The following is a 22,179-nucleotide window of genomic DNA, read 5'->3' as shown; positions in this document are numbered from 1 at the left end:
AGGATGTTTCTTGTGAAGGGCGCGAATGATAATGCTTGCTATTTACTTCCGTTAATTATTCTTGAAAAGTACCTCGCTTTGATTGTTTCTAATCATGTCAAAATCGATACGCAGATGATTCGTTAGATTTTTTTCGCCTATTTACAGACGATTCTTGAAATTGACACATTGTTAAGCGCGCGGATAGGATTCGCCCCAACGCCTGTGGCCAACCGCCATGACTCACAAAATAATAAAAGGCCCGCCTCGATTTCTCGTGGGCGGGCCTTTTTGTTTTGCGGTGAAAAAAGAGCGCAATAGCGCCGTTTCAGCCGTCCGGCACAGCGCGTATCAACCGGTAATAAGGAAAAGAACAAAATGTTGAATAAGCGAATCAGCCTGATCGCTCTGGGGATGTTGAGTGCTACACAGGCCATGGCTAACGACCAGGCCGAATCCAAGGGTTTTGTTGAAGACAGCAGCCTAAAAGTGCTGTTGCGCAACGCCTACATCAATCGTGATTACAAGGACGGCAACCCGGACAAAGCCGAGTGGGGCCAAGCGGCCATCGGTACGTTCTCGTCCGGCTTCACCCAAGGCACCGTCGGTGTGGGTGTGGACGCCTTTGGCCTGTACGCACTGCGTCTGGATGGCGGCAAAGGCCGCAGCGGCGCCGGTGGTATCGACTTCTTCAAGCAGGGTGACAGCGGCAACGCGGCTGATGACCTGTCGAAGGGCGGCGCAGCGGTCAAATTCCGTCTGTCCAGCACTACGCTGACCTACGGCGACCAGATGCCGGCCCTGCCGGTTCTGAACTACGACAACTCCCGCCTGCTGCCAGAAAGCTACACCGGCACCCTGATCACCTCCAAGGAGATCAAAGGCCTGGAGCTGAACGCCGGTCGCTTCACTGCTGAATCGCGCAAAAGCGCTGAAGGCCGTGACAGTGGTGGCTTGAAGTCGATCAATGTATTGGGCGGTAGCTACCAGTTCACCGAACAATTCAAAGCGGCCGTTTACGCGTCCGACGTTGAAGACGTGTTGAAGAAACAGTACCTCAACGCCAACTACGTGTTCCCGATCGATAAAGATCAGTCCCTGACCCTGGACTTCAACGGCTACCGCACCAAGCTGGATGATTCCTACGTCCGCGAAAGCGGCGCCACCGGCGACGACAACAAGATCTGGAGCCTGGCAGCTACCTTCGCCACCGGCCCACACTCGTTCACCCTCGCTCACCAGCGCAGCACCGGCGACAGCAACCTGGGTTATGCCTACGGCGGCTATCAGAAGGATCAAGGTCGCGTCGGCGATGGCGGCAACACCATCTACCTGGCGAACTCCTACTGGTCCGACTTCAACGCTGAAGACGAACGCAGCTGGCAGCTGGGCTACGGCCTCGATTTCGGCAGCTTCGGCGTGCCTGGCCTGAGCTACAACTTTGCCTACGTGCGTGGCGACAACATCACCACTTCCACCAGTGAAGGCGGTACCGAGCGCGAAATCTTCAACCAGTTCAAATACGTCGTACAAAGCGGCCCGGCCAAAGACCTCAGCGTGAAACTGCGCAGCTCGATCCTGCGTGTTTCGCAGAAATCGAGTGAGTACAACGTCAGCGGTAACGAAGTGCGTGTGTTCGTGGATTACCCGATCAACATCTTCTGATGCTGATTTGAGTTTTTCAGTTTGAAGAAAACCCCGACTGGTTCGTAATGCCGTTCACCTAAGCGCAACGCTGTTACCTGTGGCGAGGGAGCTTGCTCCCGCTGGGCCGCGAAGCGGCTCTCTAAAAGAAGGGCTGCTGCGCAGCCCAACGGGAGCAAGCTCCCTCGCCACGGGTTTCATCGGCTTTGAAATTGCTTAAGTGAACAGCATTAATCGCACGCCTGATGTCGAGGGCTTTGTTATAAAAACGCATCTTGAAAACTATTCCTGGCGCTCTTGCGCCTGAATCATCATGACGGGCTTTTCATACCGGGCAATGTAGCCCTTCAGTTGTTCCAGTCGCTGATCAAGCGCGAGCAGAAGTCGGCTACGCGTCGTCAACACCTCGTTCTTATTGAAGAACCCGGGCTCAACCGTATAGAGGTTGAACATCTGGTTGATCTGCGCCGGGGAAAAAATGATGTGGTACTGGTCGGCGTTGTGGTTGTAGAGCGACACCATTTGCCCGGTATCGTTATCAGCCGGCCGCATGAACAGCATTGAAATCGTCTGGCCTTCGCGGATGCGAACGTTCTTGTCGGCGAACTGAAAGCAGGACTCTTTACCGTCTTGCAGCCTGACCCAAAACTCGTGTTCTTCAACATTACGGCTACTGACGTAAGACGACGATGAACCGCCGCCCACATAACCGCTGCCATTGCTGATGTACCCACCACCAGAACTATGAGAGTGACCGGCATGCAAATGCACCTGGTTGCGTTTTTGGCTGTCCAGCACTTCACCGGTGATGATGAAAAAGTTGAACTGACGCCCGTAATGGTTGAACGGTTCATCGATGAACAGCTCATCCTCAGGAGACAGGCTGATGTCATACATCGTGCGGATCATTTCATCACGTGCGGCTTTATCGTTCTTTGCCTGCACCTGAAGTTCGGCCCGACGGATCTTTGCGTCTTCGATCGCCTTCAGGGCTTGAGCCTTAACGATCGGCGTTTTTTCCTGAGCGTAGGCAGCGGCCTTCTCGCCAGCCTCTTTCAACACCGGCGCGGCCTTCTGACCGGCTTCAATCGCCAGGTCCTTGGCTTTGTTCAGGGCCTGCGCGGCCTTGGAGGCCAGTTCAGGGTTGGCATCTATGGCTTTTTGCTTCAGGTCACCCCAGAGACTCATGTTCGCTCCTTATTACTCACCCATGAAAAGGCCGCCCTCTGGACGTAATGCTTTTCACCTAATCGAAACACTGTACCTGTACCTGTACCTGTACCTGTGGCGAGGGAGCTTGCTCCCGTTGGGCTGCGCAGCAGTCCCCCGCTTTTCACGTAAAAGCGTAGGGCCGCTGCGCGCCCCAGCGGGAGCAAGCTCCCTCGCCACAGGGTTACATCCAGTTCGAAATTGCTTAAGTGAACAGCCTTAAGCCCTCGGGCGGCCCATCAATCACTCGACTGCGATGGTCAACTCAGGGTTGCCGAACCCCTTGAGTTGCGCGTTCGACTTCTCAAAATAGAGACGCCAGAAACCTTCCAGGTTCTGGATCATCTTGCCGCTGCGGTAGCCGTTCTTGATTTGGGTCGGCACGAATGCCGCCCCGTGAACGTAGACCCGAGCGCCGGAAAAATCGGCTAGCAAATTCTGCTTTTCAACCTTGGCGAGCTCGACGCCAGGGTTGATTTCACGAATCCCGTTGTTGGTGTAGAAGCTGCCGAAATCGCTGTATTCCAACATGTCGGACATGAGCAAAATGACCTGCTCGTTCACACCCTCAGCCGTCTTGATGTCATCACCGATCGACTTCAGGCTGAACAGGATTTCACTGCGGGGAATGTCCGAACTCGATTTACCCATCGCACTTGAAAAGGCTTTTCCGAACCGCTGAAACAGTGCCGCGGACTGACCTTTCAGGCAGCCGTCAAACTTACGGCTGGCCATCATCGGCACATCGCCCAGGACTGCAGGGTCGATTGGTTTTTCAAGCTCGCCGGCGAATTGCAGGCGCGTGTAATGGCCTTCCAGGTAAGCGCTGAATGAGTACAAGCGCAGCTTGTCACCCGGTTGCATGAAGCGCTTGATGTGGCCCCAGGCGGTCTTTTGCAGGTCGGGAGTCAAGGGTGTTGTCTGGTCCACGACGACGGTCAGCATGCGGCCGGAGGGCGCGCTGCGAAACGCTTCGATCTTGGCTTGGGCGTAGCAGCTCGGCACGTCGTTGCGCTCCGCTGCCATGAGGGCAGCGGGGGCAAATGCCAGAGCCAGGATCAGGCTCTTGAACTTCATCAGGCCTCCGACTTATCGAGCAGCTGGAGTTTGCGGGCACGGCGGATGATCGCAGCGTCCACGCCTTTTTTGCCGGCAACGTAGTCGATGTCGTCCTCTTCGTAACCGGTCAGATCACCGAAGGCGTTGTGATCGAAGGCGGCTGCCTGGGTCGGGGCGACGATTGGTGCTGGAGCTGGAGCTGGCGCCGGCACTGGAGCCGGAGCTGGCTCAACGGCAACGGCCACTTCGATGACGGATGCTTCGACCCGTGTCACGACGGGTGCTGGTGCTGGTGCAGCCGTCGGTTTGGTGTGGAAGATGCTCAGGCTGGCGAACTGCGTTTTGAAATCGGCCAGCGTAGGGTCGTTGGTGTCGATTTGATTAAAGCGCGGGGTGGCGACCGAGATCAGTTCGTTGATCTTGGCGTTGTCGCCCGCTTCAATGGCGGCAGACAGGTCGGCCATGAGTTTCTTGAAGTAAGTCTCGATGACGTCGCGGCTCTTTTTGCCCCTGGCCTTGTTGTCTTCCTGAGCGATGTACGATTCGAAGGTTCGGTTCAGCAAATCCGAACGCAACGCATCCAGATCATTGCCGCCAACCCGGAATACTTTCATCTGCAAACCTTGAAGCATGCCCAGGGACGCTTGTGCATCGTTGGCCACATCGCGCGCCTTGCTGGCGTGGTAGCGCATGAAGTCGTCGGCGCTGGAGAACTTGTGTGTCCGTTCCCAGGCTTTGCGTGAATGTGTGCCGGCAAAACCGAAGATGAACGCCAGGTAGGTCGAGCTCGCCTGGATGAAGATAAACAGGCCGCTCAATACAGCGAAGGTCACGAGGGATGCGCGGTGCAACGCATCGATCTGATCCTGGGCCGATTTGCCGGCAGCACTGTCCGACAGGGCTTGCATGTCATCGGGGATTGGTACGCCGTCGGCTGCCGGGAAGTCATCAGCGGACTGGACATGAGCTGGCGGGTTGGCGATCAGGTCAGACTCTTGGGCGTTGAGTGTTTCGGTCCGGACCCAGAACGCAGCGACCGCCAAACCAACAATGAAAATGCCATAGCCAATCAGCATGGTGTAACGCTTGGCCGGCATGTCGCCGTTTTTATTCACTTTCATGCGGTTCAGCAACTGCTGATAAGGCGCATCACCGTCATCGTCATTGGTGTTGTCGATGGTGATGATGTGAGTGCTGATCATGTCGCCGCCAGAACCATTACGGCGCAGGTTTTCGTACGACATGATGTTATCGACCATGTGGTTTTTGTAGAGCGCGCGCCCGGCGAATTCGGACAGGAACAAACCAATAATCGAGATCACCAGACCGATCGCGAAAGCACCCGCCAATGCGGTGTTCGGAGTGGCCAGCGTCAGGGCGAAAGGTGCCAGTGCGAAACCGAACGCCGTGGCCTCGATCAGCATCAACACAATAATCAGTGCCCAAAGGCCCAGGCCTTTTTCCCGGCGATCCGCTTCCTGGACCTTGCCGAGGTAATTCTGACAGCGCCGGAAGTTGGCTTCCGAAGGTTGGTGGTCCCGGTAATACTTGTCGTAGAACGAGCACAGTTCACGTTCGGACGAAAGAAAACCGATAGGCCGGGTGTTGTTTTCGCTTGGCTTTTCTTTTTCGCCAGGATGCTTGACCCAGTGTCTGATGCGGCCAAAAACCGGCAGTCGAATACGGACTTTCATCAACCAGTATTTAAAGGACGACCAGTAAACAATCACCGGGATTGAAAGCAGGACGGTAAAGACCACCGGGATGATCACGTACCAGTACGCCGTGAAAAACGAGCGGAAAATTTCGAGCATTATGTGTACCTCTAGGCTTAACGGCGCTTGGGTGTGAACTGAGCGACGTAAGCGTCACCCTGTTTCGGGTAATAAATTTCGCCTGCGACGGCGCTACCAGCGCGCTTGTCGAAAACGATGTCCATGCACGTCACCGGCGACTTGTTCTGGTCGACAGCAAACACGCGGTACAGGATCTGGGTCTCACCTTCGTAGGTATTAGCGACAGCGGTGTAGGCCTGGCTTTGCTTCTTCTGCGGTGTGGCGTAGTCGGTGATGAACTGCATTTTTGGCGCTTGAGCGACTTTGGCGTCATCACGCAACACAGCGATCGGGCCGACGGTGACGGAGTGCCCGTTAACCGCAGTGGCCCACGGCTTGCCGGTCAGGCCTGGAAAGAACTCGTTGGTGGCGAACTCGTTCAGCGGCTTGTCATCGGCCAGGCTCTTCACTTGGCCCTCGATGCGGGGCAGATCAGCAACACACGAGCTCAACGGCGCAGCAGCGTTAGCCGTACCGATCAGCGCGAACGGTGAGCTTTTCGGAGTAATCCCCATCGCCAGCACCGAGCGCGTGGTGGTCACAGCACTGCCGCCGAAGTCGACACCACCCTTGCCGTCCAGTGGAACAGCGGGCGATGTAACAGGGGCAGGTGCTTTAGATTCAGGGACCTGAGCAACCGGTTCCTGTGCGTCTACCGCAGGTTTCTTGCTGGCGACGACCACAGGCTTCTTGGTCGTTGGCGCTTTAGCCACCGCAGGTTTGACTGAGGTCACCGGGGCTGTGCCGTGAGCCAGGTACTTGGCGTTGCTGCGCTCACTGCGAACGCGCTCGACCAGTAATTTTTCATTGTCGACTTCGACAAATTCGACACGCCGGTTCTCGGTGCGACCTTGTTCCGTGGCGTTGCTGGCAAGCGGGCGGGACGCACCGGCGCCCTGGTAATAGATGTCCTGGCGAGCGACGCCCGCATCGGCCAGGATCTGGCCCACAGCTCGAGCGCGTTGCTCGGAGAGTTTCTGGTTGAATTCAGCAGCACCTGTCGCGTCGGTATGCCCAACTACCAGGATTTTCTTCAGCGCCTTAGGCGCTTGTGGCGCTGAGCCTGGTTGCTTGTCGGCTAACGTGGCAGCCAGGCGAGTCAGTTTCCGACGACCATCGGGTGTCAGCTCGGCCGACCCCACGGCAAACATTTCGGAAGACTGCACCTGCGCTTCAACACCGACTGCTTGCATGCTCGGCGCGGCAGTAGGCGTGGCGGCGACGTTGGCATTCAACTCGTTGACCTGCATCACCAGGCCTTCTTCTTTCGCCACAGCCTGCAGCTTCTGCACGCGATCGCGGTACAGCAACGCAACGCCACAACCCGCACCTGCGCCGATCAACGCGCCTTTGGCATAGGCGTTGGCGTCACCTTTGCTCAAAGCAGCAACGGCCACACCCAACACGGCACCGACAGCGCCACCGGCAACACATGCACTCGTCCCCGAGGACTGACCCATGTAGTTATCGACGTGCGCGCAACCACTAAGGCCAACAGCAATCGCAACGGCGAGCGCAGTGGGTCTCAAGACACGATTCAAAAGCATCTGGCAACTTCCAAGGATTTACAGGCAAGCAGAAGCCCGAGCGGTGTGCGATTAGCACGGCTCCAGGCGCAGGAATGAGGTTTTTTGCGAGGCGAAAGCCCATGTCGGGAATATCCATATAAGTACAGGCATGACGCCGTGACACATCCGTGTCTTTTGGTGTCGCTCAGCGTGCGACGTATCGGGTGGAGCGGGGAAGGCCTTTGGGTGGGGCGAGGCTTCCTTGGGCATGATACTTCGGAATGGGGTGGTGATGGCACTGTGATATGCAGAAAAGCGGTGGAACTGTTCTGTGCAGGCGTGGGGGAGAGGTGATGCGGTTCGGCATGCTGGGGGCAAGCGTTGGGTCGAAACTGTGAAGCCCTCGTCGTTTTGCGAGGGCTTCGTTTTTGCAGGATTGAAAAGAGAGCCGTCGCTTTTGTTTGCGGCGTTTTAATCAATAGGGTCGAGTTGGTCGAGCGCTCGATACACTGAGAGTTCTGCAACCATCAGGATCTGGTGAACACCCAGCAGAGAGTTGCGACTTGTCCCGGTTTCACGGTCTGCAACATCCATGGTGATGACGCTGGCGGATGCCAGTGACTCGCTCACGCAGCCCAAAAGGGTTTGGACGTCGATATCCGGGTTCACGGTGTACATCGTGGAAGGTGTGCGCGGGGTGGCTCTGATATTGGCGACGCAGGTGTGTTGTTCATCGCAGTCGCAGTAAGGGGCTTGTTCGAGCGTTTCAGATGTGGGGTTTTCGGGCTCGGAGGTGTTGCTGGTATTCGGGGGATCAGGTGTCAGCTTGCGCATTTCAAAGTTCCATAAAGGGTGCCATGCCTTTTCTTCCGCTAAGAGAAAAGGGTGGCAGCTGCACGCAGGTTAGCGGACCGGGGAACTTCGCAAAGCCGGTGCGCCCGAAGGCGCCCTGCGTACAGCCACCATCAAACCGCAGGTATGTGGAACGCCTTTGGGATGGATGCACGTGCAAGCGAAATACCGCGAGCCGCTAAGCCCGACCACTGATGAGCAGCGGCAGGTCAACGATAGAACTCGGGGTATAGCCGCACAAGCCGGCGGATTCTGGAGTAACCGTAAGCAATGCCGCAAGGTTTTGTAGCTTTCTGGAAGTGACGGGTGACGGGATTAAACAAGTGGCCTAAAGCGAGCCATAAACTCGACATTTGACATCTTTGACGAATATTCCTACCAATTGAGGAGGAAGCTTCCTACGATTTTCCGGTTAACTGGTTGGAATGTCGCTTAGCTCTGAATCAGTGAAGGAGTTGCGGTTTTATTATCACTCTGAAAGCAGATCCACTTCCTTTGTAGTCAGTCTCCGTTGGAGCCAAAAAACATCGTGAAGCACCTCGCGACGACCTGCTCATTCAAGAAGGCGCCTAGCGGTGTAGGATGGCCACAAACGTTCGCTATCGAGGCTGCCATGACCGGGATATCCCTGAACCTGCCGGAAGACCTATCAAACTCACTTGCCGATCTGGCAAAGACGAATGGCCAAAGCGTGACCTACCTGGCGATGGACGTTCTTCGGGACTACATCGAGCATGAGAGGACTCTGGCTGCACAGATCGAGTTGGCGGTAGAGGAGGCCGATCAAGGTAAATTCGCCACCGATGACCAGGTAGCGGCGATGCGCGCCCGGCGCTGGAGTAACAATGCGGGTTGAGTGGCTTGAAAAAGCCCTCAAAAACCTGGAAGACGAAGCAAATTACATCGCCCTGGAAAACCCCAAGGCTGCCGACGACTTCTCCGATGCAATCTTCGCCAGCGTAGACAAATTGGCCCAATTCCCAGCCATGGGTCGTGAAGGTCGAGTCAAAAACACGCGCGAATGGGCCGTGCCCAACTGGTCCTATCTCATTCCCTATCGGGTTCGCGGTGATCGCCTTCAAATCCTCGGAGTTTTTCACACACGGCAACGTCCTCGCACTGAATGGTGATGGAGACGCCAAGCTACAGGGGGCCTCCGGTGCAAGTGAATGCCCCATCGCGAGCAAGCTCAGCTCCCACAGGTTTCAGTGTGTGGATGAGAAGTGGGCGTTCCGGAAACAACAAAGCCCCTGCATTTCTGCAGGGGCTTTGTTTTGTATGGTGCGGCACCAGGAGTCGAACCAATACCTAACTATCTGTAAATAAAGTTTTTTATAGGCGGCTAGTCTTGGATATACCCCTAAATCTACCTCTAGCTAGGTGAAGACGCACGCATCTGACTTTTTGAGCCCTCCTGATGAAAATGAGCGATATTCGTTTAATTTGCAGAAGCGAATTGCATTGAAGGGAGGGCTGGTAGTGAATAGTCAAAAATATGTGGGTGTAGTAGCTTTGTGCCGGTATGCTTTCCGACTCAGCTAACTATCCCGGTGCTGAGCGTAGGGTATGGAGATCAGAAATGGAGTTCGGGGCTGTAGAAGTTAACGACGACCTTTGGAATGTCCTTCGTAAAGGCCAGAAAAATGCGCTTGAGCTGGCATTCGATTACCTTAACCAACCAGAAACTCGCCATTCATGCTTGGTAAGCATGCCCACCGGGGGTGGTAAAACAGGAGTGATTTCTGTTCTAGCCCACTTTGGGCAACAGCAGAAAATATTAGTTATTTGCCATCGTTCGGCGGTACGGGAGCAACTGGTTAAGCAGCTTTCAGGGGAGTTTTTCACTGATAGACTGCCTGAATATGATATTGAATTGAAAACAGTAATTGATGGTGTGGCACTTACTGAAGATAAAAGTATAAATGTTACTACTTTTCAGATGTTGTCGTCGCTATCTGAGGTGGCTTTAAGTGCGTTAGTTGAGGCTGTGGATCTGGTAATTGTGGATGAGGGACATTCCGAGCCGTCCCCAATCTGGAGTGAAATATCACGGTCATTTAGAGCCCATAAAGTCATAATAACTGCTACGCCATATAGAAACGATTTATTTAAATTTGATGTTGCTCCCGAATGGAGCTATGTTTATACATACAAACATGCGCTTGAAGACAATGTTCTCTGTGAGCCGGTTTGGGAGTCTATGGCTTATGAAAGACTGCTTCCGCGTGTAAAAGAACTTTTAGAGCAACAGCCTAATACCAAGTGTATTGTAAAATGCGAAAATGTTGAAGCTATAGAGTTATACGCCGAATTATTTTCTCCGGAGTTTTCTGTATTGGCTGTCCACCAACAGTTTTCAGGCGATGCAAGAGAGAACTTTAAATCTACAGTTCCTAGGTCACTTAAAAGCTCCAGTTATGATGTGATTATTCATCAGAGAAAACTTGATGAAGGTATAGATATTCCACAAGCAAAAATTCTGGTTCTGACATATGCCGTCCGTAGTGGTCGAGAACTTGTGCAAACAGTCGGGCGGGTTGTTCGGGCACATCGGAATTATGATGCGTTTACGTTGGAAATAAACTCGAACTCCAACTCGAGCTTGTGGAGAAATTTCCTAGATTTTGATGAGTATATTAGTGTTCGCGATAATTGTGTTTCGTTCTTAAAGTCACTTGATACATCAATGCTCCTAAAGAGGTATCTTGATGCCTTCCCTGATGTAAGTTATTTTGACTCAGGCTTTAGGAAGAAATTTGATATTGATAATTTCGATGTGGAACAAAGCTTAACTATTCCTCTGGCATCTCTCTGTTTTATAAAGAAGACGCCTGCTTTTACGATGGCTAAATTTATAGATGCCTTATATTGGAAGCTCACTATGGCTGGTGAGCTTGTCATAATTCGAGAGTCTCTAGGTTTTTCAATTGCTCTAAGCATAAGTTTTAGTAATTCAAGGTTTTTAAAGGATTCTTTATTTTTTGAGCCGGCGCTTCAAGTTGTAATTTGTAGAGAGCTTGGTGACCTATTCGTTGTTTATGATAGTAGAGGCGTTAACTATTCGAGTGAAGCTGAAATTGGTCTTGGCGGTGTAATTTCACTGGAGGAAATTCTATCCCTCGGAGCAAGAACTGACCGCATTAGAACCAAGTCGGCCACAAGTATGGCCATAGGCGAAGCTAGGCGGCGTCCAGAAGGAGTCTCATGGCGAGGACGTAATCTCGAAGATATTCACTCGGCGCAGTCCAACGCCTCCTATGCACTGTCAACACTTATGGTTGATAATCTATCGCAGAATGGTGTTGCACAAAGTAGCTATTACCTCGGTGTAGGATCTGGACGAATTTCTGATCAGAAGAATAGGAACCTAAGTCTGCGCGGATTAGCTGCGTGGATAGATGATGTTGTAGATGTGATAAATAGCGGAAGGGTCGTCGAAAGTAATTTAATAAATTCTTTCGCGAAGCCCGTTGCTAACCCTCCGGAGTGTGAGCCTGCAAGCATCATTCTTGATTTTTGTGATTTTTCCGATCCTCTGATGTTTGCGTTAAATGGGCAGGAGTTTAATTTAATTAATGATATTATTTATCTAGAGTATGTGTCTGACTCTAATAGTTTTGTTTATCGGACGGAACTAGGGGATGTGCATATCTATTTGTCATATGACATAAATACACACGCACCTAGACTTGTTTTAGATAGTAACTACAGGCTTCTTAATCAACAGATATCTGATTCCGGGCAGGAGTTTTTCTCTGGGCAGTCGATGACGGAAGTGTTTACTGCTGGATTGCAGAGGATTCTGTATATAAATTCATCAGCGTTCTACCAAGGACGATATTATAAATTTAGACTACCACTTGAGGCAGGATTCGACTTAGATAAATCCGCCATAGGTCGCTCAATTATAAAGGTAAACGAGTTACTTTCGCCCGGAATGGATGAAAAAGGAGGTTCCGCTGGGTTGGTACAAAACGCTTTTCTACCTAATTCCGTGTTTTTTTTAATAGACAAAATTCGAAATGTAAATGACTCTAATATGCGTGTGGCTGAATATGGTCCATTTTTCTCGCATATACCTGATATTGATTATTTGCTCTGCACTGATTTAAATACAGAGCCTGCAGATTTTATTGCCAGTTCTGAAACAAAGTTGGTATTTATACATGTTAAGTGTGGAGATACTTTGCAGCCGCGATCCTCAGCGGGTGCAATTGCAGAAGTAGGTGGGCAAGCAATAAAAAATATGGAGGTTTTGATAAGTCCTAATAAGGATCTTAAGTTTGGGAATCATCGATTGCTAGGCGCTCCGTGGCGATTAGATCTAACTCACCCAGACCTCCTAAAGCGAGTGCGGCTGATTCATAAGGAAGCCCCCGACGCTTATATGGCGAGATTAGGAGTGGGTTATGAGACTGTGGTTGATGAAGCGTGGCGCGTGTTTACTGAACGAAGAAATTCTTTACGGGTGGAAAAAGAAATTTGGATTGTGATCGGAAACGCTTTTTCTCGGACTCATTTTTCTAATCAAGTGAGTCGCGGTAATGAATGCATACATGAAAGTCTTCAGGCATTCCAGTTGCTAGACTCATGGACAGCAACTTCGGCAAATAATGATGTGGCATTCAAGGTGTTTGTTTCCTAGGGGCTTTTTTGTGAGTGGTACTCATTGATTGAGAGGTTCAGTGAGGGCAAGTTTGGTTTTGTGACTCTTGTAGTACCTAAGGGGAGTTAGTTATTTATAGCATGGTAAGATTTACTCGAAAACAAATCTGAAGTTTTGCCGCACTGTTTTTATAATGATTGTAGTTTGATGTCGGGGTAAACCAATGCAACTGGTTTGGGAAAAGTTTACATACGATACACTCGAAGATGCTAAGCGTCAGTGCTTCTGTTTGTACGTATTCCACCATCCTCAAGATGGAGATAGGCCTTTTTATATAGGTAAAGCTAAGAGTTTCGGTACAAGTCAAAGTTCTGGTTATACAGCTTCTGCTAGGTATAACAGTGGATATATGCACTTGATTGCTGGAATGTTACGATCTGATTTTTCACTCTACATTGCACATGTCGGAGAAGCTGCATTCAAGGATGTAGAGGCGTACGAACAAGAACTTATTTATCAATGGGGGTCGGTGCGGAAACAAAAAATTAAGCCGAATCGTAAATCTGTGACTACTGTAAAACCATGGGCTACAAGTGACAGTTCGCTCAATGCTATGCCAAAAAGCGATATGCCTTAATCTCTCTATTAATTTTACTTTAGCAATGGAGAAATCAATTTAAGTATCCAGGGTGGCCAATAATCTCCCCCGAACTGTACCGACTTGGTAAAAGTAAAGTGACAAGATATTTGGTATGTTTTAGGCAGTTCAATGGGTTTAAGTTTGCATGGAATGTAAGCGCTCTCTCTCTACTCGACCAAAGGCGAACGGTGTGTTGATGAGTCATGGCTATGTAAAGCATTACTAATCAACGTGGATGATATTTCTTGAATATTTGAATATTTGAATATTTGAATATTTGAATATTTGAATATTTGAATATTTGAATATTTGAATATTTGAATATTTATAACAAGTCTTTTCTATACATAAGTATGGTGAGAATTAAGAAGGTCATAATTTGATAAAACAATTTAATGTGGTTGTTGTGTTCGTTTCTCTCTGCATAGTTGGCAGCGCAGGTTCTATATGTCTCATGTATGGTGTCGAAGTCATTTATGTATTTTTGGAAATCAGAAATTGGGTCTTTGTTGTTGAATCTAACATATAGATATGGATCTTTCATAAGCTCGATCAATAGCCTGACCTTTTCTGCCGCTGCTTCAGTATCAAACTTTCCGTTTTCGAGATAATCAGGTTTAGCTTTACGAATTTTTTCGTCAAAGTTTAATATGTTTTCTTTGATGGAACTTAATTTATCTATTAGCGGAGCTATCTCTTTTGCAGAAGTATTGAAGTTGGAAAACTGATCGCTGGGAACGCAAGTATTATATCCAATGCTCTTAGACATTCGTACAATATCGGTACCCATTTCTTGAAGCGCTAATAGAATTTCTTTTGATCCCGCTACGTCGTAGAGCTGAACGATCTCTCGATGATACTCAAGAAGTGTATGTATATAGGCTGTGTCAATTGTTCGTTTTGTATTTTCAATGTTTAACTTCTCATAATACTGGTTGGTGCGTATACTTTTTAACAGTTCAGTTAATTTGTATTCGAAGTCCGCTCGTGGTCTGTAGAGTTCCATCTCTCTATATTGTATTTTGTCATTTTCTGGGAAAATAACTTTATCCAAAAAAATCTGAATTATAGATGTTGCGCAGATCCAGGCACATAAAATAACTTTTTTGTTCATGGTGACTTTTAAAGGAGTAATGTTGATTGCTGGCCGGTTGTAATTTGTTGTTGAGTTTTTCGCTTTTAATTGGTGCATCAGAGCTTAGCATGACTTCTCCAGAGTAAGCATCGTCCCAAGAAATTTCGTATGGTTATTTCGGTAACCGCCACCCTTTTTTTAACCGAGATACGATCAAACGAGCGGTCAGTACGTAATAATAATGGGTGGAGGTTGACTTATTATTCGCGCTGTTGTTTAGGAACCATATAAGGTGCTTTCGTTGCCATATCCACGGGTTTTCCAGGTTCCAGCGATTAACAATTGTCGTTTGGATTATCTTTGCCTGCCGAAGGTGACGTTGACGTGTGGTATACGATCCAGTCAGTACGCTCGCCAGGAACAGTTCCATATCAAATGTTTTGCTCATGCTCGACCACCAATGTAAGCCGAAACCACGTCGATACGACCGTGACCAAGTTCGTAGCTGATTTGTACTCGGGCCAACTGATCGAGGTGTTGGTTGAGTTGGTAGCAATTACCACCGTTGATGGGCGCGAGGTGATCAGTGATTTCCTCGTAGCGTTCGCACGCATCAGCCGCCCGCAGCTCATGAAAGCCTCTGAGTTCATGCGTGTGGAGGAGGTCTCGAGCGGGACGGACGGTGCTCGTTAGGAAGTCTAGGTAGCTTTCGTTCGGGGCCAATAGGTTGCGGCTACCTTTTGGCAAAACTTGATGGGCGAATGCCAGTGCCTCGCGGATCTTATTGCTTACCGTAATCCAGCGAGAGGCTGATGCGCCCGAACGACCGCCTTTGGTGCCGTCCTGGATGTTGATCCTGCCGAGTTGTTTGGCCTCACGTTGCAGCCGGGGCAGGTTTGCTAAAATGGCCTCACGTAAACGCATCCCGGTTTCGCGTGCCAACTGCACGATGGCAGCGACTCGTGGCTGCTGATGTCCACATAGCACTTCAACGATCCGTTTCACTTGTGCGCGGTCTTGGCCTTGAGGTACTTCACTGCGGATACCGGAGCGCTGCATTCCCAGCGCCTTACTTGGACTTGGCGCTCTCATATACTGATCACCGCGAAGCGCAGCCAGGGTCCGGTTCACGCTGGACAACCGGTTTTGCGCGGTGGCGATGCCTATGATGCCTATAGCGCCTTGTTCAACTTGCTGACGCAGATGTCCGGCGTAGTCCAGCAAGGTCTGCCGATCTATCTGCCGCGCATCGTTAAACCCTGGCCCATCCTTCGACCGACACCACCGCACAAATGCCTGCCACCGATCACTGTGCGCTTTGACCGTGCCGTAATGCCCGCCGCCAAAAAGATCACGTAATGCTTGTGGCCCCGCATAGCTCAGCTGCCGACCATAGCCAAAATTGCGCCCGGCACACCTTGCGGGCCATTGCCATGAGCAAACTCCTCTCGAAGCCAAAACTTTTAAAACTTTCCCCACGTCATCCCGCCAAGAATGCTGAGTGTTATCAGGGATCAAGGCCCCTGCGACCTGTGAGGGTTGTCCACTAACGCGGGACTGGCGGCTCTTTACGACCGGGAGCTTGGGCATCTCATGATCTGGCCTCCTGAGCACTTCCGAGGAAGTGGGCGGGTGGAGGCTGCGCTGGCTGACGAGACCGACGCCGCGAGATCTTGAGTCAGGTGAAGGCAGTGATGCGATGACCGGGGCATGCCTGACTGTCAGTCAGGTGCAGCCTGTCCATCGGCTGCGGCACCATCATCTGCATCGCTGTTGCTGGTGACTTCGGTGTTTGTCACGCCGATTGTCACGAGAGGGAATGCCGCAAAGCCTTGTACGAGTTGGGCTGCAGCAGCGGTAGGAGCGCCCGTCTCTTTCCAGAAGAAAGAGACGGGCGCAGGTTGGCGCAGTGAAATGGCCAAGCGGATAGGTTGCTGCAGGGCAGCTATGAAAGGGGATGAGTTGCCGCAGTGGGCACGCTGGTAAAGTAGGCATCCATCACATCGCTGTGACCGTGCGAGCCGCCGGACGCTAATCGCACTTTGGAGAACCACCACGGTGTGGCGTAGCCTTAAAGGTTCTGGCTACCTGGGTTGCTGTCAACGACAGCGCTTTGCCCGATCTTTTCTACGCCTGTGGATAATTCGGGTCAAGACTCCAATTTTCGGGAGTTCTGCGGCTGTGGATGAAATTATCCACCGGTGGAAATCCGTGGTTTTCCACAGACAGTTGCGTGGGCTTTAGATTTTTTAAGTGAGGTCCATCCAAACAGGGCGGCTTTGCAGCCCTGTTTGGATGGGCCCGCATGGACAAGCGGATCACTGAGATATGAAGACCGAGCGCTTACTCAGTTGCGCCACGTTTTGCTTTTAAGCGAGTGACGTTCGGTCCGGTCTGGTTCGCCAATTCGTGGGGGGTGACATGCTCCTGTCGATTCGTCTCAAGGTACCGGCTCCACCAGTTCATGATCAATCTGCGCTCCTCAATGAATTCGGCCTTGTGGATGTAAGCGGCGCGGACGTTGTTGCGTTCTTTGTGGCTCATCTGTCTTTCAATAGCGGTCTCGGACCACAGTCCTGACTCAATCAGTGCGCTACAGGCCATCGAGCGGAAGCCATGGCCACAGATTTCGGTTTTGGTGTCGTAACCCATATTTCGAAGCGCGCTGTTCACCGTGTTTTCAGACATCGGTTTCGACGGGTTGGCATCGCCTGCAAACACCAGATCGAATTCGCCGGTGAGGGTGCGGATCTGTTCAAGCAGGGTCACGGCTTGCGGCGATAAGGGTACAAGATGGATGTCACCGGCCATCTTCGTACCTCTTGTTGAAAAGGGTACTCCGTCCAGCGCGGGTCGAGTGTCCGGTATCTCCCAGGTGCCGCGCTTGAGGTCGAACTCGCTCCAGCGGGCGAAGCGAAGTTCGCTGGAGCGGACAAACACATGTAGCGAGAGCATGACTGTCAGCCGAGTCAGCGTTCGTCCTTTGTAGGTGTCGATGCGCTCCTGCAATTCAGGCAGACGCGATAAGGGTAAAGCTGGGCGGTGAACTACCCTCGGTGCTTTGATCAAGCCTTCAAGGTCGGAGGCAGGGTTTGCCGCGATCTGTCGAGCACGTTTCGCCTCGCGCATGATGCTTTGCAGGTAGTTTTGTACCCTTAACGCGACGTCAATCGTGCCACGCTTCTGGATTGCTTCCAGAGGTTGCATCAAGTCGTGAGTGTCTAGGTCGACGATAGCGCGATCACCGATTAGTGGAAAAACATGGGTTTTGAGACGGCTCAGGACTGTCTTGGCATGGCCCGGAGCCCATTTGGCAGACATCGTTTTGTGCCAGTCCAAGGCCGCACTCTCAAAGGTTCGGCCTTGGATTGTGGCTTGCGTCTTGGCTTGGTGTTTGGACTCGATGGGGTCGATCCCTTCCGCCAGCATCCGCTTGACCTCTAGGCGCTTCTTGCGCGCATCGGCGAGGCCGACCACGGGGTAGTTGCCGAACGAGGTCAGTCCTTCACGACCATCGGGTTTTACATACCTGAAACGCCAGCCTTTGCGGCCATTGGGTTGGACTAAAAGGTAGAGGCCGTCGCCGTCGAAAAGCTTGTAGGCGCGGTCGGTGGGCTTGGCTGAACGGCAAGCCGAATCGGAGAGTGGGGCAGTGGTGCGCGACATAAGGGTACTCCTCCCTTTATCGAATGACCTTACCCCTATCTTTATCCTTAAAACGGCTGGTATCCATAAGATTTTGGCGGAATCCGACGGAACGCCAAAACGAAAAAACCCGCCAGAAGGCGGGTTTTTCGGGGGTTCCAGAGATTTTGAAAGCCTTCTCTGGAACCTTGGATGGTGCCGGCACCAGGAGTCGAACCCGGGACCTACTGATTACAAGTCAGTTGCTCTACCAACTGAGCTATACCGGCGTGTTGGGCGACGATTATAGCGATTGGATTGGTTCTGTAAACCCCTGAATTCAGACTATTTTTGCACATGCTTCGTGTCAGGCTCGGCGCAGTGCTTTCTTGAGTTTATGCAGGGCTTTCCAGGTGCGGCTGTTTTGGATGGCGTGCAGCTGCTCTTCGGCCTGTTCGGCGCGTGCCAGAGCGGCGGCGAGGTGTTGTTCGGCGTCGCTGACGGGGTGGCTGAACTTGTGGCCGCGGCATAACTGGAAGTTGTCCAGGTTGCAGGGCGGGATATCGAAAGCGGGTTTGAGGTTCAGGTGTTCGTCGGCCAGGTAGTAGGTGTTGATGCCGTCGAACAGGATGGAGTGGTAGCCGGCGTCGGTGACGAGGGTTTCCCAGGTCTGGTTTCGCTCCCAGGGCGTTTCGATGAGGATGATCCACGGCCGCCATTGGGTGAAGTCCATGCCGCGCAGGACGGTTTCTTCGTGGCCTTCGACGTCTATTTTCAGGAAGTGGATGGGCCGGCCGTTTGCGTGTTCTTCGCAAATGGACGACAACGTGCGGGATTTTACCGTTTGGGTTCGTACGTCCATGCCGGCATCTTTGTGCAGCTGCGCCATGGCCGGTTCCAGGGTTGAGAGGCCGGTGCCGGCGATGCCGTAGAAGGTCAGGTCTTGTGCGTTTTCACCGGCGACGCATTGCAGGTTGACGTCTTTGGGGCGCTGCTCGCTGAAGGCTTGGTAGTAGTTGGGCATTGGCTCGACATTGATGCCGGTCCAGCCATTGTCGTAGAAGGCTTTGGTGACGGAGTCGTGGACAGGGTCGTTGGCGCCGATGTCGATGTAGAAGCCGTTTTCTATGTTGTTGAGCGCGCGCCATAGGCGTACGTCTTCGAAATTCTGTGCGTAGGAAATAAACGTCACTGTCGCCTCCTGCCAGTTGGTTTTCTTGTTTTTTGGCTGCGATGTCGGCGCCTGGTTGCTTGTATAGCAAGGGGAGCGGGTAGGCGCAATTTCCTGTTGATGAGGTCCTGTTTTCGGCGGTTATGTCCTTTTCACCAATTGCTTATGCACAACTGGCTTGTCCCGCGCCGGTGCTCATTACTGTTTCTGTGGACCCGTTCTCATTTGATCGCAAATGCCTGTTTTTCGGGTTTTTTATTCATGTGTACGAAAATTGAACAGTGGTGTTTCAGGCCCGAAACAGCCGTAGATATTGGATCCACGATTATTTCATCAACAGAGTTATCCACAGGCTCGGCGGATTAGGCGCGTTCACCGAGCAGCAGGAGATTACGTGGTGTGACGGGGCTTTCGCAGAAGGTTCCGAGCCTGACGGAGTAGCCCTGCTCGAAAAGGAAAAGTGCCCGGTCGAGCACCAGCCAAAGCTCCAGTGGCCGTCGGAAAAGTCCGCGCAACAGCTCCAGGTTGCGCACGTGAGAGAGGCGCTGCCATCCGGTGGCCTCCAAAGCGGACCAGTCCTGATCGCCGATTGTGGATAACTCCTTTAAGGCGGCCAAATGATGGCAATACTCAGGGAAGGATTTATCCAGCCATGCAGCAGGCAGCGAGGGAGTGGGCAGGTATTCATCAATGCCGCGCAGTTGCCGTTGCAGCAGGTCGAAGGCCAGACGGCGGGCCATGGATGTGTCGCGCTGGCGGCGCACGCGCGCGCCGGCGGTAACGGTTTCGCTGGCGGGCAGTGACAGGTCGTCGAGGGAGAGCCGCAGGCTGGATTGGCTGGCCGCCGAGGACATTGCCTTGTAAGTCGGAAGGTTGATCCGGTTATAGCAGCACGGTGCAACGGCCACTTGTTTGCAGCCCACCGCGCTGGCGAGCTGGATCAGCCTGACGTGCAGATCGCCGCAGGCGTGTAGCGCAACGGGTGTGTGGGACCGATCAAGTAGAGACGCGGTATCAGGGTCGAGTACATCGCGTTCAACGTGCAGCGCATGCAGTTGATGACGCTGGCTGAGTGCCTGGCCGCTGATGACCAGTGCCGGGTCGTATTCCAGGCAGGTGAGTTGTTGCCCGGCTTGCAGCAGGCGTCGTCCCAGATGCCCTTTGCCTGAGCACCAGTCCAGCCAATGTGTGGGCGTTTGCGCGAACGTTAATCGACTGGCGAACGCCTCGATTTGCTGCCATTTACGCCCCGGTACATCGACGTTCAGCCGATGCCCGGCCTCTGCCAATGCTCGAGCCGGCAATTCGGCCACGGCGCTCAGTTCCAGTGACTTCGCGGCCAGGGAGGCGAACGGCTCGGGGGCATCGAGAAAAGCAGGGTGGTTGTGTGCGTGTTCCGCTTCGTCCAGGGATCGCTCGCGTAGCCTATGCGCGAGTTCCGGGTAGGAAGTTTCCCAAGGAAGCTCAAGATGGGTAAACGGTCTGGGCTTCCATAGCGCTTGATGCTCGATCAGAAAAGCATCCAGCGCCGTGAAACGGGCGAGTAGGTCCTCGCCCGTCAGCACTTCGCGATCAGCGTCCTTGGCAGGCATCGACGCGCAGCCAGCGCTCCAGCAGCTTGAAGCCGCGAACCAGCACGTAAGCCATCAGCAGATAGAACATGCCTGCGGCGAAGAAGATCTCCACCGGCAAGTACGTCCGGGCAATGATGGTGCGCGCCATGCCGGTCAGTTCCAGCAGGGTCACGGTGCTGGCCAGGGCGCTGGCCTTGAGCATCAGGATCACTTCGTTGCTGTAGGCCGGTAGGCCGATGCGCGCGGCACGGGGCAGAATGATGTAGAACATCGCTTTGGCGCGGGACATGCCCAGCGCCCGGGCAGCTTCGATCTCACCCTTTGGAATCGCCTGAATCGAGCCGCGCAGGATCTCGGCGATGTACGCCGCCGTGTGCAGGGTCATGGTGGCGGTGGCGCACCAGAATGGATCTCGCAGGTACGGCCACATCGAGCTGTTGCGTACGGCATCGAACTGCGCCAGCCCGTAGTAGACCAGGAACAGTTGAACCAGCAACGGCGTGCCGCGGAAAAAGAAGATGTAGGCGTAGGGAAATGCGCGCACGTACCAGTGGCGCGACGAGCGCGCGATGCCCAGCGGAATCGCCAGCAACAAACCGGCAATGACGGCAATGGCGACCAGTTCCAGGGTCAGGGTGGCGCCTTGGGCCAGCTTCGGCAGCCACTTGATGATGACTTCCCAGTTCATTGGGTGCTCCTTGCGAAGCCGCGACTGGCGCGTCGTTCCATAAAGTGCATGCCGGTCATGGCGAGAATCGTCAGGCCCAGGTACATGAACGCAGCCACCATATAGAAGGTGAACGGTTGCTTGGACACGGTCACGCCGATTTGCGCGTGACGCATGATTTCTTCCAGGCCGATGACCGAGACCAGGGCGGTGTCTTTCATCAGGATCATGAACAGGTTGCCAAGGCCCGGCAGGGCGATGCGCCACATCTGCGGCATGATCAGCTTGGTGAAGATGCGCCATTTCGACAGGCCCAGGGCTACGCCAGCTTCGCGGTGACCTTTGGGGATAGCGAGGATCGCGCCGCGAAATACTTCCGTGGCGTAGGCGCCGAAGCACAGCCCAAGGGCAATCACACCGGCGGCGAATGCGTTGAGTTCAAGGTCGGGATTGCCGAAGAACTCGCCCAGGGCGCGCATCAGGTTGACCGTACCGAAGTAGATCAACAGCACCCAGAGCAATTCCGGGATGCCGCGCACCAGGGTCGAATAAGTACCGCCAAGCCATTGCAACGGCTTGTACGGGGAAGTCTTGGCCAAGGCGCCGAGCAGACCGAGTACCAGCCCCAGGCACAGGGCCGAGAGTGCCAGTTTCACAGTCATCAGCGCGCCAGCGGCGAGCGCCGGGCCGAATCCGTAGAGGTCGATAATCATGGATTTCTTTTCAAATCGCGGCA

Annotated in this window: 17 protein-coding genes and 1 tRNA gene; 5 read left to right on the top strand and 13 right to left on the bottom strand. The window is 52.8% G+C overall.

Translation table 11 applies throughout. From position 1 onward, the window contains the following. Positions 1–357: 357 nt before the first annotated feature. Positions 358–1,644 carry an OprD family porin gene (locus GBC55_RS08325; RefSeq protein ID WP_162437004.1) on the top strand — a complete coding sequence of 429 codons (1,287 nt, stop codon included), beginning with the start codon at positions 358–360 and terminating at the stop codon, positions 1,642–1,644. A gap of 261 nt (positions 1,645–1,905) precedes the next feature. Here the strand turns inward: GBC55_RS08325 and GBC55_RS08320 are convergent, their stop codons facing one another. The 5 genes from GBC55_RS08320 to GBC55_RS08300 form a co-directional block, all read right to left on the bottom strand. Continuing rightward, complete coding sequence (locus GBC55_RS08320; protein ID WP_162437003.1) at positions 1,906–2,811, bottom strand: hypothetical protein; 906 nt, start codon at positions 2,809–2,811, stop codon at positions 1,906–1,908. 264 nt (positions 2,812–3,075) lie between these two features. Then, positions 3,076–3,909: a hypothetical protein gene (locus GBC55_RS08315; protein ID WP_247266882.1), complete on the bottom strand. Its 834-nt coding sequence runs from the start codon at positions 3,907–3,909 to the stop codon at positions 3,076–3,078. Beyond that, the gene (locus GBC55_RS08310; RefSeq protein ID WP_162437002.1) at positions 3,909–5,705 is read right to left on the bottom strand and encodes a hypothetical protein; all 1,797 of its coding nucleotides are present in this window, start codon (positions 5,703–5,705) and stop codon (positions 3,909–3,911) included. The genes GBC55_RS08315 and GBC55_RS08310 overlap by 1 nt, the downstream gene beginning before the upstream one ends. Before the next feature lie 17 nt (positions 5,706–5,722). Beyond that, the gene (locus GBC55_RS08305) at positions 5,723–7,273 is read right to left on the bottom strand and encodes an OmpA family protein (protein ID WP_162437001.1); all 1,551 of its coding nucleotides are present in this window, start codon (positions 7,271–7,273) and stop codon (positions 5,723–5,725) included. A gap of 432 nt (positions 7,274–7,705) precedes the next feature. Beyond that, positions 7,706–8,068, bottom strand: coding sequence for a DUF6124 family protein (locus GBC55_RS08300; RefSeq protein WP_162437000.1), 363 nt, complete (start codon positions 8,066–8,068; stop codon positions 7,706–7,708). Positions 8,069–8,699: 631 nt separating this feature from the next. Here GBC55_RS08300 and GBC55_RS08295 point away from each other — a divergent pair. The 4 genes from GBC55_RS08295 (at position 8,700) to GBC55_RS08280 (ending at position 13,329) form a co-directional block, all read left to right on the top strand. Continuing rightward, a complete protein-coding gene (locus GBC55_RS08295) occupies positions 8,700–8,942 on the top strand; it encodes a CopG family transcriptional regulator (RefSeq protein ID WP_162436999.1) in 243 nt (80 codons plus the stop codon). Further along, positions 8,932–9,216 carry a type II toxin-antitoxin system RelE/ParE family toxin gene (locus GBC55_RS08290; protein ID WP_162436998.1) on the top strand — a complete coding sequence of 95 codons (285 nt, stop codon included), beginning with the start codon at positions 8,932–8,934 and terminating at the stop codon, positions 9,214–9,216. The genes GBC55_RS08295 and GBC55_RS08290 overlap by 11 nt, the downstream gene beginning before the upstream one ends. A 449-nt stretch (positions 9,217–9,665) precedes the next feature. After that, positions 9,666–12,731: a DEAD/DEAH box helicase family protein gene (locus tag GBC55_RS08285; protein ID WP_162436997.1), complete on the top strand. Its 3,066-nt coding sequence runs from the start codon at positions 9,666–9,668 to the stop codon at positions 12,729–12,731. A 184-nt stretch (positions 12,732–12,915) separates the two neighbouring features. After that, positions 12,916–13,329: a hypothetical protein gene (locus GBC55_RS08280; protein ID WP_162436996.1), complete on the top strand. Its 414-nt coding sequence runs from the start codon at positions 12,916–12,918 to the stop codon at positions 13,327–13,329. A gap of 328 nt (positions 13,330–13,657) precedes the next feature. On the opposite strand, the gene GBC55_RS08275 is transcribed toward GBC55_RS08280, so the two are convergent. The 8 genes from GBC55_RS08275 to GBC55_RS08235 form a co-directional block, all read right to left on the bottom strand. Further along, complete coding sequence (locus tag GBC55_RS08275; RefSeq protein WP_162436995.1) at positions 13,658–14,524, bottom strand: hypothetical protein; 867 nt, start codon at positions 14,522–14,524, stop codon at positions 13,658–13,660. 327 nt (positions 14,525–14,851) lie between these two features. Next, a complete protein-coding gene (locus tag GBC55_RS08265) occupies positions 14,852–15,925 on the bottom strand; it encodes an integrase domain-containing protein (RefSeq protein ID WP_247266881.1) in 1,074 nt (357 codons plus the stop codon). 825 nt (positions 15,926–16,750) lie between these two features. Further along, positions 16,751–18,073: an integrase arm-type DNA-binding domain-containing protein gene (locus tag GBC55_RS08260; RefSeq protein WP_162436993.1), complete on the bottom strand. Its 1,323-nt coding sequence runs from the start codon at positions 18,071–18,073 to the stop codon at positions 16,751–16,753. 172 nt (positions 18,074–18,245) lie between these two features. Then, a tRNA-Thr gene (locus tag GBC55_RS08255) sits at positions 18,246–18,321 on the bottom strand. Positions 18,322–18,398: 77 nt separating this feature from the next. Then, the gene (locus tag GBC55_RS08250) at positions 18,399–19,223 is read right to left on the bottom strand and encodes an FkbM family methyltransferase (protein ID WP_162436992.1); all 825 of its coding nucleotides are present in this window, start codon (positions 19,221–19,223) and stop codon (positions 18,399–18,401) included. 341 nt (positions 19,224–19,564) lie between these two features. After that, complete coding sequence (locus tag GBC55_RS08245; RefSeq protein WP_162436991.1) at positions 19,565–20,794, bottom strand: methyltransferase; 1,230 nt, start codon at positions 20,792–20,794, stop codon at positions 19,565–19,567. After that, the gene (locus GBC55_RS08240; protein ID WP_162436990.1) at positions 20,775–21,464 is read right to left on the bottom strand and encodes an ABC transporter permease; all 690 of its coding nucleotides are present in this window, start codon (positions 21,462–21,464) and stop codon (positions 20,775–20,777) included. The genes GBC55_RS08245 and GBC55_RS08240 overlap by 20 nt, the downstream gene beginning before the upstream one ends. Beyond that, positions 21,461–22,156 (bottom strand): ABC transporter permease, encoded by a 696-nt coding sequence (locus tag GBC55_RS08235; protein ID WP_162436989.1) that lies wholly within the window; start codon positions 22,154–22,156, stop codon positions 21,461–21,463. The genes GBC55_RS08240 and GBC55_RS08235 overlap by 4 nt, the downstream gene beginning before the upstream one ends. Positions 22,157–22,179 lie beyond the last annotated feature (23 nt).

Origin of the sequence: Pseudomonas sp. TNT3, assembly GCF_010095445.2 — a bacterium.
Lineage (GTDB): Bacteria > Pseudomonadota > Gammaproteobacteria > Pseudomonadales > Pseudomonadaceae > Aquipseudomonas.
The sequence above is the reverse complement of the archived record's forward strand: the minus strand, read 5'-3'. Positions and strand labels throughout refer to the sequence as shown.